Source organism: Rhizobacter sp. Root404 (assembly GCF_001425865.1).
Taxonomy (GTDB): Bacteria; Pseudomonadota; Gammaproteobacteria; order Burkholderiales; family Burkholderiaceae_C; genus LMDS01.
The window spans coordinates 828,068-843,477 of record NZ_LMDS01000005.1 but is presented as its reverse complement, the minus strand read 5'-3'; the positions used below and the strand labels follow the sequence as shown (position 1 = coordinate 843,477).

The following is a 15,410-nucleotide window of genomic DNA, read 5'->3' as shown; positions in this document are numbered from 1 at the left end:
CGGAATTCCCGAGCTGCTGCCCCATGAACATTCCCGAGTACGCAGAACTGCGCTGCGTCTCAAACTTCACGTTCCTGCGCGGTGCCAGCCAACCTGAAGAACTCGTCGAGCGCGCGAAGCAACTCGGCTACAGCGCGCTGGCCGTCGCCGACGAATGCAGCCTGGCCGGCATCGTGCGTGCCCACGTCGCTGCCAAGGAGCAGGACTTCAAGCTCCTTGTTGGCGCCCAGTTCCAGGTCGACTGGGGAGTCGCGACGTCCTCCAGCACCACGCGCTTCACGCTCACCGTCCTCGCCTGCAACCTGTTCGGCTACGGCAATCTGTGCCAGTTCATTACCAAGCTGCGGCGCAGCTCCGAGAAGGGCACGTACGACCTCGACATCGCTGACATCACCGGTTCGGAGCTCGAGGAGTGCGTGGTCATCATGTCGCCCCAGCGGATGGCCGAGGTCGAGCAACTGCAGACCGCGGCCAAGTGGCTGCTCGACCACTTCATCGGCCGCTGCTGGCTTGGGGTCGAACAGATTCGGGTGCTCGACGACGAGATGTGGCTGCACCGGTTGCGCCAAGTCAGCGGCTCCACCGCCATCCCGCTGGTGGCCGCCGGCGACGTGCACTTCCATGTCCGCTCACGAAAGCCTCTTCAGGATGTGCTCACCGCCACGCGCATCGGCAAGCCGCTCACCGAGTGCGGCCTGGACCTGCAGCCGAACGCCGAGCGGCATCTGCGCACGCGACTTCGCCTGGCTCAGACGTTCCCCGAGGACCTGCTCGCCGAAACGCTGGTCGTCGCCGCACGCTGCGTGTTCTCGCTCGAGGACCTGCGGTACCAGTATCCGGACGAGGTGGTGCCCACCGGCCACACGTCGAGCTCGTACCTTCGGCAAATTACCTACGAAGGTGCGGGCCGTCGCTGGCCGCAGGGCATGCCTGCGAAGGTCCAGCTTCAAATCGAGCACGAGCTCGAGCTCATCAAGGATTTGAAGTACGAGCACTACTTCCTGACCGTCGCCGACATCGTCGCCTTCGCGCGCTCGCGCCACATCCTCTGCCAAGGGCGGGGGAGCGCGGCCAACAGCGTCGTCTGCTACTGCATCGGCGTGACCGAAGTGGACCCCGCGCGGATGTCGGTGCTGTTCGAGCGCTTCATCTCCAAGGAGCGCAAGGAGCCGCCCGACATCGACATCGACTTCGAGCACGAGCGGCGCGAGGAGGTGCTTCAGTACCTGTACCGCAAGTATGGCCGTGACCGCGCTGCCATCACCGGTGTCGTGACCAGCTACCGCCCGAAGTCGGCCATCCGCGATGTCGGCAAGGCGCTCGGGTACTCGCTGGAGACCGTCGACGCCATCGCCAAGGGGCACCAGTGGTGGGATGGGCGCGAGGTCAAGGCGGAACGGCTCACTGAGGTCGGTCTGTCCATCGACGACCTGCAGGTGCGCCAGCTGCTTCATCTCACCGAGCAACTGCTCGGCTTCCCTAGGCACCTGAGCCAGCATACCGGTGGCTTCGTGCTGACCAAGGGGCCGCTCTCGCGCATGGTGCCCATCGAGAACGCCTCCATGGAGGACCGCACCGTCATCCAGTGGGACAAGGACGACCTCGATGTGATGGGCCTGCTGAAGGTCGATTGCCTCGCGCTCGGCATGCTCACCGCCATCCGCAAGTCGCTCGAGTTCATCGGAGCGCGCAAGGGCTACCAGTTCGAGATGCAGGACATCCCCGCCGAGGACCCGCAGACTTACGACATGGTCTGCAAGGCCGACACGGTCGGTGTCTTCCAAATCGAGAGCCGCGCCCAGATGTCGATGCTGCCGCGCATGAAGCCGCGCTGCTTCTACGACCTGGTCATCGAGGTTGCCATCGTGCGGCCCGGCCCCATCGTGGGCGGGATGGTCCACCCCTACCTGAATCGGCGTCAGGGCAAGGAGCCAGTGACCTACCCGAAGGAGGACCTGAAAGAGGCGCTGGGTCGGACGCTGGGCGTGCCCGTCTTCCAAGAGCAGGTCATGCAAATCTCCATCATCGCTGCCGGCTTCACGCCTGGGGAGGCGGACCAGCTGCGCCGGGCCATGGCCGCTTGGAAGAGGAAAGGCGGGCTGGAGAAGTACCACTCGAAAATCGTCGACGGGATGACATCGCGCGGGTACGAGAAGGAATTCGCCGAAGGCATCTTCAAGCAGATTCACGGCTTCAGCGAGTACGGCTTCCCGGAGAGCCACGCGGCGTCGTTCGCCCTCCTCGTCTACGCGAGCTGCTGGATAAAGCGGCATCACCCGGCAGAGTTCCTGGCGGCACTACTGAACTCGCAGCCGATGGGGTTCTACTCGCCGTCGCAGCTGGTCCAGGATGCCAAGCGGCATGGCGTGGAGGTGCGTCGTCCGGACGTCATGGAGAGCGACGTCGATTGCACGCTGGAGGACCTGCCGCATCCGCCGGCCGTGCGGCTGGGGCTGCGGATGATTGCCGGACTTAAGTGGGAGTCGGCCGAGCGCATCGTCGCGGCGCGCCGGGTTCGGGTCTTTGATAACGCCGAGGACATGGCCAGGCGCGCGGAGGTGGAGCTGCACGAGATGAAGCTGCTGGCAGCGGCGGACGCGCTGATGTCGCTGTCGGGCCATCGACGCCAGCAGGTCTGGGACGCGGCCGCGCTGCGCTCGACGCCGGAGCTGCTGCGGGATGCACCGTTCGATGAAGAGGTCCTTGAGCTGCCGTCGGCGCCGGAGGGGGAGGAGGTGGTCTTCGACTACGTGTCGCTCGGCCTCACGCTGCGGACGCATCCGATGGGGTTGCTGCGGCCGCATCTCGCGGGACGACACCTCAAGACGGCAGAAGACCTCGATGCGGCTCGCAGCGGCCAGTTGGTGCACTACGCGGGCATCGTGACCTTGCGGCAGCAGCCGGACACGGCCAACGGGACGGTCTTCATCTCGCTCGAAGATGAGACCGGGGTAGTCCAGGTCATCTGCTGGAAGTCGCTCCGCGACGCGCAGCGCAAGGAGTTGCTGCGGTCTCGGTTGCTGCTCGTGCACGGCACCTGGCAGCGCGAGGGTGAGGTCAAGAGCCTGATTGCGGGGAAGCTGGAGGACCTCACGCCGATGCTGGGGCGGCTGACGACGGAGTCAAGGGACTTCAAGTAATGCGCAATCGGATATCCACGGCCGCTTACCGTTGAGTGCGTCATTCACCTACAGCGCGGGCGCCGAGTAAGGCAAAAATTGCAGACGACAGTGGATGCTCTTCACGTCAAACCCAGTCCCGTAACGATGCATCTAGGAGATTCGCATGAACTCTCTCAGTGCACTCTTACCCGTCTGGATTATTGGCGCCCCGCTGGTTTACCTCGTGTTCGACTGGATGACCAGCTCGAAATCCACCTCCGCGATGGGCCGTCATGTTTGGCCGAATTCGCTGAGAGTCTGAACCGCACGATGGTTTCTGGATGACCGAAGAGGCTCGGAAGTTTCCTGCCGAATTCGCGCCGACGTTGTTCGCCCTGAATCCTTCCCGTCTCATGTCGCTGCTAGTCTCCGGCATCTCGACTTACCGGGCCGTGGGGTTCGAAGAGGGCTATCTGTAGCTCGGCGCGGGGCTGACGGCGTGGCTGTTCGCCTTCCCTGTGGTCCTAGTGGCAGCGCCTGCGGCTCGGAAGGCTGTGGCGCTGCTCGTATCCAATCCGAAACGAGAATGAAGCCTAGGCGTAGCACTGGAGGCGAATGGACTATTTAGCCGTCAAGCTCGTGCATCAGACCGCCGTCGCGCTCTCACTGACCGGCTTTTTCGCGAGAGGAATTGCATCCCTTGCGGGAGCTGAGTGGGTGCAGCGACGAACTGCAAAGGCTCTGCCGCAAATCGTCGACACGGTCCTGCTCGCGTCCGCCGTGACACTTGCGTGGACTGCTCGTTTGAATCCCGCCGCGACACCTTGGCTGCTCGCCAAACTTCTGGGGTTGGTTCTGTATGTCGCTCTCGGGGTTGTAGCGCTGAAACAGCAGTACAGCAGAGGCATTCGAGTCACGGCGTTTGCGGGCGCGCTCGCGACGGCGTCCTGGATTGTGTCTGTCGCCATTACGAAAAGCCCAAAGGGCGTGTTTGCGCTGCTAGGGGCGTACGTGCCATGAGCATTCAATTACCGAGCCAGTACGGCATCATCATTCGAAAGTCGGCGCAGACCCGCGAAGCTATCGTTGGAATGCGCCAGCGAAGCCGAGGTTTCTCGCGCAACGAAGACGAGCATCTTGCTGGATTCTGGTTAGCAGGAAATCCACAGGAGGCTGAGCATCAATGCGAAGAATTGGCGGCCGCCTACAGCGTTCGGCCAGACATCGACTTCGTGATGACTGTCTCGAGCGACGGGGTGCTCGGTCCAATGCCTGCATGGCTGCAGGAGAACGAGCAGCCCGTCGATACCTTCTCGGTGCCCGGAACCGCGGGATTGGCCCGCGCTAAGCCGCGCTTGACATGGGCTCAGGAGCGAGCCATCGCGCTACGCGAGCGCAGGCTGTCGAAACTGGCGTCGCGACGGGTTGGCGATGCCACCGCCTACCGGCGGTGGCCGGAGCTGGTGAGCGGCGACGTCTCGGCCTTTCTTGGTGAATGTTGGGCGCTAGTCGAGTTCATCGAGGGGTCAAGGACCGGTGGTGCGGCGCGAAGATGGGTCGAGAAGACGTTACCTAACAAGGTTTGGCACATCTCCGTTCACGACGGGTACGCCAATGAGCTGCGCGATTACCTAAAAGCCTATTACCAAGCAAACGGGTCACCGCAGGCGCTCGCGCGCGTGCGACGGCGTGCGGGTGAGTACCTGGCCGGGCTTGAAGCGGGAACGCAAAAGGGAACCGTGGACGTTGACTGCTTTGACGCATGGAGGCGAGTGCACTTTGCCCAGTTTCAGGGACCGTGACACTTCGACAGAACCGGCGGCCTGCCAGACGAAATCACAGAGGTACGGCTGTGCGACTGAGAAGAATCACTGGATATCTGCGCAGACAGTGCCGCTAGCCACGAGCAGCGGCGCTCTTCGCAACCGATTGACTACGGGTCAAGGTCCGACCGCTCGGTTTCGCCCCGCGCGCTTCGCTTGAAAGAGCCTGCCGTCGGCCACCTTCACGAGCTCGTCGACATCTCCTCCAGCCTCATCAAAGTGCGCGAAGCCGAGGCTTACCGTGACGGTCAGGTCGGGCTGGACTTCTGACCACGCGACATCGGCAATTGCTCGGCGGATGCGGTCGCAAGCACCTGCAACCTCAAGCGGGTCGATGTCCACGAAGATGACTGCGAATTCCTCGCCGCCAAAACGGGCAACGACATCCTTCTCCCGCGAGCACTCTCGCAGGACGGCGCCGATGCGTCGCAGCACCTTGTCGCCGGTCGTGTGCAGAAACGTGTCGTTGACCCACTTGAAGTGGTCGATGTCCAGCAGCGCCAGACTGCAGCGCCCGCGGCCACGACGGTCGTTCATGAGCGCGGCAAGCTCGGTGTCCAGACAGCGGCGGTTGGCAATGCCGGTGAGTGCATCCTGAAGCGCGGCGCTCGCGTGCCGCTTAGCCTCCAGGGCCAATTCCTGGTTGCTGTGCTCCAGCCGGTCGGCGCGCTCCTGCTGCAACGCTGCGAAGGCCCGTGCGCGCTCAGCCCCTTCGCGGACCGCAGTTGCTGACGCGTGCGCACGCGCCGAAGCAGAGGCGAACTGCATGAAAGCATCGAACGAACGTCGCTGCCACTCCAGTGCAGCTTTGTAGTCGCCCTTGCGCTCGCTGATGTCAGACAGAACTGTGAAGCAGTCTGCCGCCTTGCGAACGTCCCGATGCGATTCGCAAATCGCCAGCGCTTGCGTCATACGGCTTTCGGCGTCGTCCAGACGGCCGTCCAGCATGTCGAGGTCACCTAGATGCTTTAGCGCTATAGCTCGGTCCGAGCCGCTTTCGGCTACCCATACGGTCGCCGAAGACGTCACCAGCATCTGCTCGCTGACGCCCCGAGCCGCCGCGAGGTCGCCGCTTGCAATCAGTGCACCGACCTGCAAGTGCTGGCCTAAATAGGCACTTCGCTCGTCGCCCGTATCGCGGCTAATTCTCAGCGCTTCGAGCGCAAGTCTCAGAGCCTCGCTGGCATGGCTCAACATCGCGGGGTCGTTCTTGTCGCGGCCTTCGTGAAAGTGCTTCTGGTGCGACATGAGGTTCGCGATGCACATCCCGCGAACCGCGCTGGCCTCCAGACTCGCATCACCTGCTTGGCGTGCCTTAGCCAACATCTCGTCGTAGTGTTTGAAGTGCCCCTCAGGCGGGGTGAGCGTCTGGTTGGCAGTCCCGAGCGCCCCCAGCGCGTCAGCTCCTTGGGCCGGGTCATTTCCCGCGAACCGAAGCGCCGAGTACGCAGCAGACACCGCTTCGGCATACAGGCTTAGTCGCGACAGAATGCGAGAGTGTTTGGCGTGCGCCCGGGACTGTTGCAAGTCATCGCCGGCGTCTTCGGCCAACTTCAATGCATGCAGGACTTGGGTCAGCGCATCCTCGTAGCGGAGGTCGGCGACAGCCTCCTGCGCCCGGCGAAGCAAGTTTTCAAAACTATCCTCGAAGAAATGTGATTCTCGCAGCATGGGCGCGAGGTATATCACGCGATTTGCGCCCATCGGCTGGCACTACGAAGAGTGCCGTGACATGCGCCACACGCAGCGGCAAACGCTAATTGTCGGGCTCAATTTGCAGTGCTTTCCTCGGTACCCAGGGTGCCTGAAGTCACCAATGACCCCGTCCAAGTGGGCGCAATTGGGACCCCTAACCTTGCAATTGAACTGCAGTCAGTGCGCTGCCTGCGATATCGTTGAAGTTCTCGCTCCACTTCCGGCATTGCCGATGCGTCGCCCATGCACGTCGAGATGCTCAGCGGTCGAACGACCATCAACGATTTCTACGGTCCAAACGGATTCCTGGTGGCAATTCATCGCCAGCCCCATGACGGAGCCATGCTCGCCCTCATTGGTGCTCTCAGAGACGTACCTTCCTCGCTGAGTGCTTACGGCATGACGCATATGCATCAACTCGGGCTGCGCGCCGAGGATGACGAACGCGCTCCTGAACTTGTCATGCTGATGGCGTCGTCGATGTATGGCATTTCCATCGAGTACTTGCTTCCGGAAGATGAAGCACCATGGCCATATGCGTGGGTTAAGGGCGACACTCAGTCCGTCGATGAGGCGAAGGAGATGGTGCTGACGGCAATGCGCCGCTCTGGCGGATGGCCCGGCCTTTGATGCCGTTAACGCAACTCAAGCGGATGAACATCTTTCCCGCGCCAACCAGATTACGCAGTTCTCTCAGCTTCGCCATGACGGGCGGAACGCTGCTCATACTCGTTGCCATCATCGTCTGCAATAGCGGCACCGGCCCTTTTCCGCTTCGCGCGCTCAACTTGTTGCTGATTCCCCTGGCGGTCTTTCTCGTCAGTCGATTCGCAAGTACGAGTGCGATGTACTACGTGTTCGCGCTGGGCTTGGTCGCATTGGGGGTCTCCCTTGTGTTCAACGCCTTGGCCCCCGGCATGACCGACGGATGGCTCTGGGTTCAGGCGGCTGCGTTTGGGCTGACCGGCATTGGATTGCTTTGCCTAGTGCGATGGGCGCCATACCTCTGGTACGCGACAGTCCTAGTGTTGCTCTTTCCCATCGCGGAGATGGTCCAGGAAGGCGCCCAGGCTAACTGGCACAAGTCCGCGGTGACACCGGTGCTCTTAGGCGCGATGCTGTGGTTGATGTTTGGGGTCGGAGGTGCCGCCGTGGTCGCTCGGCACACGCATTCACGCCCACCGCCAGCTCTCAATAGTCCGGGCGCGAGTCGACGTTCGCAGTTTGACCTTTTATTCGGCGTGTTGTGCGTCGCTTGCTCGATGTGGGTCGCATGGAACTGGTTTGAGAGCCGGATACCTGACACCGCTGGCATTGACCAACTCCACCCATCCCTGCGCTCGCGAGCTTCGGGCGGATTCCATGCACCGTACTGTGACAAGGTCACGTACTGCGGAAAGTACGTCGAGTTGAGTTGTCATCCGGAAGGTGATGGGCCAGTCACCGTCCATGACAACACCACGGGCGCTCTCATCATGGACTGCGGCGGCGCGTGCATGGGAGGGCGCGGCCCCGTAGGGACGACGCAGTGCTCGGCGTGTCCGCCTCCCGAATGGCAGCAATGCTTGTCAGCGCGAATCCGCTGACTCAAGACCTCAAGCTCCTCGTCGGTGCGCAGTTCCAAGTCGACTGGGGCCTAGCGAACTCACCAGCAACGACGCCCGTCGCACGCACAGGCCTCGCCCGCAACCGGGTGGCTCGAGCGACTCCTCTCAGGGTCGGAGTCTTCTCGGACACGCACTCGTCTATACTGTTGTTACATACAGTATTCGCACATGAAAACGCACCTACTAAAGGAGCATTTGCTGCTTCAAAACACCGCTCAGACTCAATTGCCGCTCGACGCAGAGGGGGTAGAACGGTACGTTTGGGAGGGAAGGTTCGGGCCCATGCTCATTGAGGTGGTGAACGGCGTTGCATTCGTAAACGGACAGCGCGTCGAGCCAGCGAATGACAATGCGCCAGGCACGCCGCCTTGAGGGTTGCGGGAGGGGAAAACGAGCCCTTCGCCCGCAGGGCACATGGCGTCACGACTCAGAGATGAGTACTATTTCGAAAAGCCGAAAAAGTCTAGTCAAATCAACGACTTAGAACGTTGCAGAAATTAAATCGCCGAGACCCGATATCTTGGCTTGCCAAACTTGCGATGCGACAGGGGACCGCATGTAAGTCGTTGATTTAGCTGCCCAGTGTTAGCAGGGACGACTTGTCACAACAGCTGCTTGTGTTGAAACATGCTTTGGTTGCCAACGTGCCTGGCTGTGCCTGCCAACGGCTCCCAGCTCGGGCCGCTAACGCGTCACGCCCCGCCGCCGAAGTCAGGAAGTAAGAGCTGGGTTATTGCTTCTTCAGCAACCGCGACCCCAGTTTCCGCCATCGTTTCCGACTGCGCATTCCACTGCTTGCTCGTAGTCGCTACTGCCCATTCGCCACGGGATGGCGCCGTGCATTCGGATTACGTGACCGGCAATTCGTATTCCTGGCCAATCAAAGTCTCCGTGATACGCAACTACAGCGCCCGACGCCCGCAACTGATGCAGCAGTACTCGCTGCGCCGCGGCAGGCATCCCTTCGGTGCATAGCCGAACGTGAGCGCGGCAGCCTCGTTGTAGATCACGATGCGCTGCTCGGTGGTCAATCGTGATCGCCGGATCGAGCGTGGAATCCAGGACGCCGGCGAGACGGCGCTCGCGCTCGTGGAGGTCGCTGACGTCGATGGCCGTCGCCAGCTCCGAGCGGCGGCCCTGGAATTCCAGGGGTTGAACGCTGACCAGCAGGGTGACCCCGCGACCATCGGGACGCCAGATCCTGATCTCGCGGTTCTTGACCGCCCCCCTTCCACGACCGGCATGAAGAGATCCTCACGGCTCGTTGCGGGCAGGACGATGCCGTTGTCGGGCAAGGACCGTCCGAGGAGCTTCTCCTTGTGGACGCCGAACAGGTCGCAGAATGCTGCGTTGACAGCCAGAACGGGCGCCCGAGTGCCGCCCTTGTCGAGCGCGAAGATCACGCGGAGATCGGCAGGGTCTCCAAGGCGACCATGAACCGCTCGTTCGACTGCTGCGCCTGCCGCGCGGCCTCCAGGCGTGCACGCTCCCGCTCGAGATTGTCGAGCGCGAACGAGGCCTGCCCGGCGATCTCGGCAAGGATGAGCACCATGTCGCGATCGAAACAATCGCCTTCGCCGGATGCCACGGTCAGCGAGCCGATCGCCATGCCGCCGCGCAAGGATCGGCCCACGCCAAAGCCAGCTTGCATCGGGACGCTCAGCCTGTAGACTTGGACAACGCTCCCCTACGCTGCCAGCGGATGGATGGAGGCGCGGTGCTGCCACCATGCCCACTTCTCCAACCTCCGCCTCCGTTGCGAGGTACGAACTGCTGGCTCGCGAGATCGAACAACAGATCGCTGCGGGGGTGCTGCGTCCCGGGGATCGCCTGCCTTCCGTGCGCCAGGCGCGTTCAAGTCGGGGCGTCAGCGCGAGCACGGTGTTCCAGGCCTATTACCTGCTCGAGTCTCGTGGCCTGGTCCGCGCGGCGCCCCGGTCGGGTTACTTCGTCGCCGCCCGTGCCAGCGGCGTCCTGCTGGCCGAGCCGCAGACCACGGAGCCGCAGTCCGGATCCCAGCCCGTCGCGGTCAACGACTTGGTCTACGCGTGTCTGGGCGCCGCGCGCGCTCGCGACATCGTGCCCTTCGGTTCCGCGTTCCTGAGCCCCACCCTGTTTCCTCTCGATCGACTGCGGCGCGCGCTGGTCTCGAGTACACGGCGTCTCGAACCCTGGAACATGGTGGAGGACCTGCCGCCGGGCAACCTGCGCCTCAAGCGCGAGATTGCCAAACGCTATCTGCGTCAGGGCATGGCCGTGCCCACCGACGAGATCGTGTTGACCCACGGCGCGATGGAAGCGCTGAACCTGTGTCTGAACGCGGTGGCGAGGCCGGGTGATGCGGTGGTGGTCGAGTCGCCGACCTTCTATGTGGCGCTGCAGGCGCTGCAGCGCCTGGGCCTGCACGCGATCGAAGTGCCGACCCATGTGCGCGAGGGCATCGATCTCGGCCGGCTTGCGCAGGTCATCGAGCTCTACCGCCCCAAAGCCTGCTGGCTGATGACGACGTTCCAGAACCCGCTCGGCTGCCTGATGCCCGAGACGAAGAAGCGCGACCTGGTCGAACTGCTCGCCCGCCACGACTTGCCGCTGATCGAAGACGACGTCTATGCGGAGCTCTACGAAGGCAAGGTGGCGCCGCTGCCGGCCAAGGCCTACGACCGCCGCGGTCTGGTTCTGCACTGCTCGTCGTTCTCGAAGTGCCTGGCGCCGGGCTACCGCGTCGGCTGGGCCGCGCCGGGCCGGCTGGCGCGCGAGGTCGAACGGCTGAAACTGATGACGAGCCTGACGGGGTCGATCCCGGTCCAGGCGGCGCTGGCCGAGTACCTGCAGGAAGGCGGTTACGACCGCCATCTGCGCAGCCTGCGCCTGTCGCTGCAGGCGCAGCGCGACAGCCTGTTCGACGCGGTGAACAGGAACTTCCCCAACGGGACGAAAGTGGTGCGGCCGGCCGGCGGCTACTTCGTCTGGGTCGAACTGCCTGCCGGTGTCGACGCGATGGCCCTGCACCGTGCCGCGCTGACCCACCGCATCAGCCTGGCCCCCGGGCCCATGTTCTCGGCACGCGCCGAGTTCCAGCACCACATCCGGCTTACCTGCGGCCAGCACTGGGACGAGACGCTCGAGCGCGCCATGCGCACCCTCGCCCGGCTGGTCGACGACGCACCGCGCGTCGACGCCGCGGCGCCACCGTCGATCTGATCCGGTCGCCCAACCCCGCAACTGCTCACGCCACCGGCGCAGGCTGCCCGGCAGACTGCGTGCATGTCGAAATCCCCAACCGTCCCGCTCACGCTGTGTCGTGATCACGCGTCGACGCTCCCGGCAGGCGGCCCAGCGTCACCGGACCCCGCAAGCGCGCTGCATGAGGTCCTGGACCGGCTCGGACCTTCCATCTTCGCCGGCCTGCTCGACACCGACGGTGTGCTGCGCTACGCCAACCAGGCGGCGCTGCAGGCCATCGGCAGCACGCCGGAGCAGGTCATCGGCAGGCGCTTCGACGACACGCCGTGGTGGCAGGCCTGCGACCTGTCGCGGCGGCGGCTGCAGCACGCGCTGGCCAGCGCCTTGCGCGGAGGAGCGCCGCGCTTCGACGTGCGCGTCGCGACGAGCAGTGGGGCCACGCTGTCGATGGACTTCTCGCTGCTGCCGCTCTATGGCGCAGACGGCCGGGTGGCGTGGCTGATACCGTCCGCGCGCGACGTGACCGAACGCGAGCAGGCACAACAGCAGCTGCTGCTGACCCGCCATGCCGTCGAACAGGCCAACGACGCGCTGCTGCAGGTCGGGCCCGACGGCGCCTTTCGCGATGCCAACGCAGCGGCCTGCCGGCTGCTGGGGCTGGAGCGCGAGCAGCTGCTGCGGCTGCGGGTGCCCGACATCGACACCCAGGTCGACCCGGCCCAGTGGCCGCAGCGCTGGCGCGACTTGTGCGAAGGTCGTTCGCTGCGTTTCGAGACCAGCGTGCGCCATCGCGAAGGACACGAGATTCCGGTCGATGTCTCCGTCAGTCTGGTGACCAGCGACGGCACGTCCTTCGCCCATGTCTGCATCGACGACCTGCGCGAGCGCTGCGCCGCCGAACGCCGCATCCGCCAGTTGCTGCAGTTCGACGAGCTGACCGGGCTGCCGAACCGCCAGTTGCTGTTCGAGCGCCTGGCCGCGACCTTGCAGACCCGCACCGAGACCGCGGTGCTGGTGCTGGAACTCGACCGCTTCAAGCGCATCAACGACGGCCTCGGCCCGCACATCGGCGACGCGGTGCTGCGCGAAGCGGCACAGCGCATCGCCGCCACCGTGCGCAACGCCGACCTGGTGGCGCGCCGCGGTGGCGACGAGTTCGTGATCGTGATGCCCTCACCTGCGGTGCCGGTGCTGCACACGGCGAAGGCGCTGCTGGAGCACATCGCCCGACCGATGTCGATCGAGGGACACGAGATCCACATCACCGGCAGCATCGGCATCGCCACGGCGCCCGCCGACGGCGACCACTCCGATACCCTGCTCCGCCGTGCCAACGCCGCGCTGCACCAAGCCAAGCTGCTGGGCCGCAACCAGGCCAGCGTCTATTCCGGCGCACCGCACGACGACGACCCCGAACGGCTGGCCCTGGAGACGGCGCTGCGCCACGCGCTGCGCGACGAGCAGTTCGATCTCCACTACCAGCCGCAAATCGAGCTCACGCACGGCCGCATCGTCGGCGTCGAGGCCTTGCTGCGCTGGCAGCACCCGACGCTCGGCCGCATCGCGCCGGATCGCTTCATCCCGATTGCCGAAGAGACCGGCCTGATCGTCGCCATCGGCGACTGGGTGCTGCGCCGCGCGGTCGAGCAGGCCGCGGCCTGGCAGCGGGCCGGACTGCCACCGTTGCGCATGGCGGTCAACCTGTCGGCGCGCCAGCTGCTGCAGCCGGACCTGGCGCGCCGCATCGAAGCCCTGCTCGCGGCGTCCGGCCTCGACCCGCACCTGTTCGGTGTCGAGGTCACCGAGAACATGCTGATCGCCAATTTCGATCAGGCGGTGCTGCACCTGCAAGCGTTGCGTGCGCTCGGTGTCGAGGTCTCTCTCGACGATTTCGGTACCGGCTACTCCAGCCTGAGCTACCTGCGCCGGCTGCCGGTGGACGTGGTCAAGATCGACCGCTCGCTGGTGCCCGACGTCACCGCGCCGGCAGAAGACGTCTCGATCACGCGCGCCATCATCACGATGGCGCACAGCCTGCGGATGAAGGTGCTTGCCGAGGGCGTCGAGAGTGAGGGCCAGGCGGCACTGCTGGCGGCCAACCAGTGCGACCAGATGCAGGGCTACTGGTTCAGCGCGGCGCTGCCGGCGGCAGCGGTCGAGACGATGCTGCGCGACGGCCGCCAGGTCGACCCGGCACTGCTCGGCCGGCGCTCGCGGCAGCGCACGTTGCTGCTGGTCGATGACGAAGAGAACATCGTCGCCGCGCTGCGCCGGCTGCTGCGCGCCGAAGGCTGGCTGGTGCTCAGCGCCTCCAGCGCCGAGCAGGCGCTGCAGCTGATGGCACGGCACCAGGTCGACGTGATCCTGTCCGATCAGCGCATGCCGGGCATGACCGGCGTCGAACTGCTGCGGCGGGCCAGGCAGCTGTACCCGAACACGATCCGGCTGGTGTTGTCGGGCTACACGGAGCTGCAGTCGATCACCGACGCGATCAACGAGGGAGCGATCTACAAGTTCCTGGCCAAGCCCTGGGACGACGAGCAGTTGCGGGCCCATCTGCGCGAGGCCTTCGCGTTGAAGGAGATGGCGGACCAGAACCGCCGCCTCGACCAGGAGGTGCAAACCGCCAACCGGGAACTGGCCGGGCTGAACGGGCGATTGCAGTCGCTGTTGAGTGCACAGCGCGAACAGAACAAGCGCGAGGTCGGCAGCCGCGAGGCGGCGCAGGAACTGCTGGATGCGGTGCCGGTGCCCGTGTTCGGCATCGACGACGAAGGCCTGCTGGTGTTCGCCAACGCGCACGCCCAGGCGCTGTGTGGACGGGTTGGCGACTTGCTGGGCACGCCTGCCGCCGAGCAACTGCCGCAGGCCCTGCGGCAGGCGCTGGAGGGCGAACCGATGCTCGTCACGCTGGCGCAGCGCCGCTGGTGGGCCATGAGCCGGGGCCTGAACGGCAACGCCCGCGGCCGTCTGTTGGTGCTGCTGCCGGAAGCCGGGGCCCCGACGTGAGCGTCCCGCCCATTCCCGACAAGCCGCCGGTGGTGCCGGTGGCGCTGACGCACCTGTTCCGCCACAGCCTGCGCGACGGACGCGTACACCCGCTGCTGCACGTCGTGCAGCGCTATCGCCAGGAGTCGCCGCGATGACCACGGCCGCCCTTCGGCCGATTGCCCGCGAAGAGCTGCTCGCTGCGCTGCGCGACCTGCCCGCGCTGCCCTCGGTGGTGCTCGAGCTGGTCGAGTCGCTCGGCCACGAGGAACTCAGCGGCGCGCAGTATGCGGCCAAGATCTCGCGCGACCAGGCGCTTGCCGCCAAGACGCTGCGTCTGGCCAACTCCTCGTTCTACGGGCGCGGCCGGCAGGTGCGCTCGGTGGCCGAGGCGATCGGGGTGCTGGGCCTGCGCACCGTGCGCGCTGTCGTCACCGCCGCCGGGCTGGCCGGCAGCTTTCGGCGCCACCCCGGGTTCGATCACGACGCGTTCTGGCGCCATTCGATCGGCAGTGCGCTGTGCGCACAGGCGCTGGCCGGCGAACTGGGGCGCGACGACGCCGACCTGGCGTTCACGGTCGGCCTGCTGCACGACATCGGCCGGCTGGCGCTGGCCAGCGCGTTTGCGCCGGCCTATGCCGAAGCGCAACGGTGGCGACGCGAGCGGGACTGCCCCGACACCGAGGCCGAGCGCGCGGTGCTCGGCCTCGATCATGCGGAGGTCGGCGGGCTGATCGCACGGCAGTGGAACTTCGCGCCGGCCATCGTCGATGCCATCCGCGAGCATCACGCACCGCCGGTCGGCGACGGGCTCACGCTGACGGGCACCGCCCACGTGGGTGATGCCATGGCCCACGCACTCGGCCTCGCCGGCGACGCCGACGAGGCGGTGTCGACGCTGGTGCTGCCGGTCTGGGCCGCCTGCCGCCTGGACGACGCGACCTGCATGCGGCTGTTCGCCCACACCGAGGCGCAGTTCAAGACGCTGTGCGAAGCACTGTTTCACTGAAGCC

Annotated in this window: 14 protein-coding genes; 10 read left to right on the top strand and 4 right to left on the bottom strand. The window is 65.1% G+C overall.

Annotated features, from left to right (window positions below):
- Positions 1-23: 23 nt before the first annotated feature.
- From ASC76_RS17985 to ASC76_RS17975, 4 genes are all read left to right on the top strand, one after another.
- Complete coding sequence (locus ASC76_RS17985; protein ID WP_056469456.1) at positions 24-3,140, top strand: error-prone DNA polymerase; 3,117 nt, start codon at positions 24-26, stop codon at positions 3,138-3,140.
- A 452-nt stretch (positions 3,141-3,592) separates the two neighbouring features.
- On the top strand, positions 3,593-3,691 hold the full coding sequence (locus ASC76_RS26465; protein ID WP_305816867.1) for a hypothetical protein: 99 nt from the start codon (positions 3,593-3,595) through the stop codon (positions 3,689-3,691).
- Positions 3,692-3,716: 25 nt separating this feature from the next.
- The gene (locus ASC76_RS24815; protein WP_082549260.1) at positions 3,717-4,121 is read left to right on the top strand and encodes a SirB2 family protein; all 405 of its coding nucleotides are present in this window, start codon (positions 3,717-3,719) and stop codon (positions 4,119-4,121) included.
- Positions 4,118-4,903 (top strand): hypothetical protein, encoded by a 786-nt coding sequence (locus ASC76_RS17975; protein ID WP_157615790.1) that lies wholly within the window; start codon positions 4,118-4,120, stop codon positions 4,901-4,903. Before ASC76_RS24815 ends, ASC76_RS17975 begins: the two co-directional genes overlap by 4 nt.
- Positions 4,904-5,041: 138 nt before the next feature.
- On the opposite strand, the gene ASC76_RS17970 is transcribed toward ASC76_RS17975, so the two are convergent.
- Positions 5,042-6,595 (bottom strand): diguanylate cyclase, encoded by a 1,554-nt coding sequence (locus tag ASC76_RS17970; RefSeq protein WP_162247139.1) that lies wholly within the window; start codon positions 6,593-6,595, stop codon positions 5,042-5,044.
- A 267-nt stretch (positions 6,596-6,862) separates the two neighbouring features.
- Between ASC76_RS17970 and ASC76_RS17965 the strand changes: the two genes are divergently transcribed.
- Both ASC76_RS17965 and ASC76_RS17960 read left to right on the top strand, forming a co-directional pair.
- Positions 6,863-7,249 (top strand): hypothetical protein, encoded by a 387-nt coding sequence (locus ASC76_RS17965; RefSeq protein ID WP_056469446.1) that lies wholly within the window; start codon positions 6,863-6,865, stop codon positions 7,247-7,249.
- 23 nt (positions 7,250-7,272) lie between these two features.
- Positions 7,273-8,205 (top strand): hypothetical protein, encoded by a 933-nt coding sequence (locus tag ASC76_RS17960; protein WP_157615788.1) that lies wholly within the window; start codon positions 7,273-7,275, stop codon positions 8,203-8,205.
- A gap of 762 nt (positions 8,206-8,967) precedes the next feature.
- Here ASC76_RS17960 and ASC76_RS26650 read toward each other — a convergent pair.
- From ASC76_RS26650 to ASC76_RS17955, 3 genes are read right to left on the bottom strand one after another with little or no spacing between them, the layout of a single operon-like run.
- On the bottom strand, positions 8,968-9,186 hold the full coding sequence (locus ASC76_RS26650) for a DUF2399 domain-containing protein (RefSeq protein WP_082549259.1): 219 nt from the start codon (positions 9,184-9,186) through the stop codon (positions 8,968-8,970).
- Positions 9,129-9,629 (bottom strand): PAS domain-containing protein, encoded by a 501-nt coding sequence (locus ASC76_RS25760; protein WP_162247125.1) that lies wholly within the window; start codon positions 9,627-9,629, stop codon positions 9,129-9,131. Before ASC76_RS25760 ends, ASC76_RS26650 begins: the two co-directional genes overlap by 58 nt.
- On the bottom strand, positions 9,626-9,877 hold the full coding sequence (locus tag ASC76_RS17955) for a hypothetical protein (protein WP_157615786.1): 252 nt from the start codon (positions 9,875-9,877) through the stop codon (positions 9,626-9,628). The genes ASC76_RS25760 and ASC76_RS17955 overlap by 4 nt, the downstream gene beginning before the upstream one ends.
- Positions 9,878-9,954: 77 nt before the next feature.
- Between ASC76_RS17955 and ASC76_RS17950 the strand changes: the two genes are divergently transcribed.
- From ASC76_RS17950 to ASC76_RS17940, 4 genes are all read left to right on the top strand, one after another.
- Positions 9,955-11,427 carry a PLP-dependent aminotransferase family protein gene (locus ASC76_RS17950; RefSeq protein ID WP_056469437.1) on the top strand — a complete coding sequence of 491 codons (1,473 nt, stop codon included), beginning with the start codon at positions 9,955-9,957 and terminating at the stop codon, positions 11,425-11,427.
- Positions 11,428-11,490: 63 nt separating this feature from the next.
- Positions 11,491-14,418 carry an EAL domain-containing protein gene (locus tag ASC76_RS17945; protein WP_082549258.1) on the top strand — a complete coding sequence of 976 codons (2,928 nt, stop codon included), beginning with the start codon at positions 11,491-11,493 and terminating at the stop codon, positions 14,416-14,418.
- Positions 14,415-14,555: a hypothetical protein gene (locus ASC76_RS25465; protein ID WP_157615784.1), complete on the top strand. Its 141-nt coding sequence runs from the start codon at positions 14,415-14,417 to the stop codon at positions 14,553-14,555. The genes ASC76_RS17945 and ASC76_RS25465 overlap by 4 nt, the downstream gene beginning before the upstream one ends.
- A complete protein-coding gene (locus ASC76_RS17940) occupies positions 14,552-15,406 on the top strand; it encodes an HDOD domain-containing protein (protein WP_056469430.1) in 855 nt (284 codons plus the stop codon). The genes ASC76_RS25465 and ASC76_RS17940 overlap by 4 nt, the downstream gene beginning before the upstream one ends.
- The last annotated feature ends 4 nt before the right edge of the window (positions 15,407-15,410 follow it).

Coding starts and splice junctions, on each gene's coding strand:
- ASC76_RS24815 (WP_082549260.1), top strand. CDS start 3,717: ATGGACTATTTAGCCGTCAAGCTCGTGCATCAGACCGCCGTCGCGCTC.
- ASC76_RS26650 (WP_082549259.1), bottom strand. CDS start 9,186: ATGCCTGCCGCGGCGCAGCGAGTACTGCTGCATCAGTTGCGGGCGTCG.
- ASC76_RS17975 (WP_157615790.1), top strand. CDS start 4,118: ATGAGCATTCAATTACCGAGCCAGTACGGCATCATCATTCGAAAGTCG.
- ASC76_RS17985 (WP_056469456.1), top strand. CDS start 24: ATGAACATTCCCGAGTACGCAGAACTGCGCTGCGTCTCAAACTTCACG.
- ASC76_RS17950 (WP_056469437.1), top strand. CDS start 9,955: ATGCCCACTTCTCCAACCTCCGCCTCCGTTGCGAGGTACGAACTGCTG.
- ASC76_RS17945 (WP_082549258.1), top strand. CDS start 11,491: ATGTCGAAATCCCCAACCGTCCCGCTCACGCTGTGTCGTGATCACGCG.
- ASC76_RS17940 (WP_056469430.1), top strand. CDS start 14,552: ATGACCACGGCCGCCCTTCGGCCGATTGCCCGCGAAGAGCTGCTCGCT.
- ASC76_RS17960 (WP_157615788.1), top strand. CDS start 7,273: ATGAACATCTTTCCCGCGCCAACCAGATTACGCAGTTCTCTCAGCTTC.
- ASC76_RS17965 (WP_056469446.1), top strand. CDS start 6,863: ATGCACGTCGAGATGCTCAGCGGTCGAACGACCATCAACGATTTCTAC.
- ASC76_RS17970 (WP_162247139.1), bottom strand. CDS start 6,595: ATGCTGCGAGAATCACATTTCTTCGAGGATAGTTTTGAAAACTTGCTT.
- ASC76_RS17955 (WP_157615786.1), bottom strand. CDS start 9,877: ATGCAAGCTGGCTTTGGCGTGGGCCGATCCTTGCGCGGCGGCATGGCG.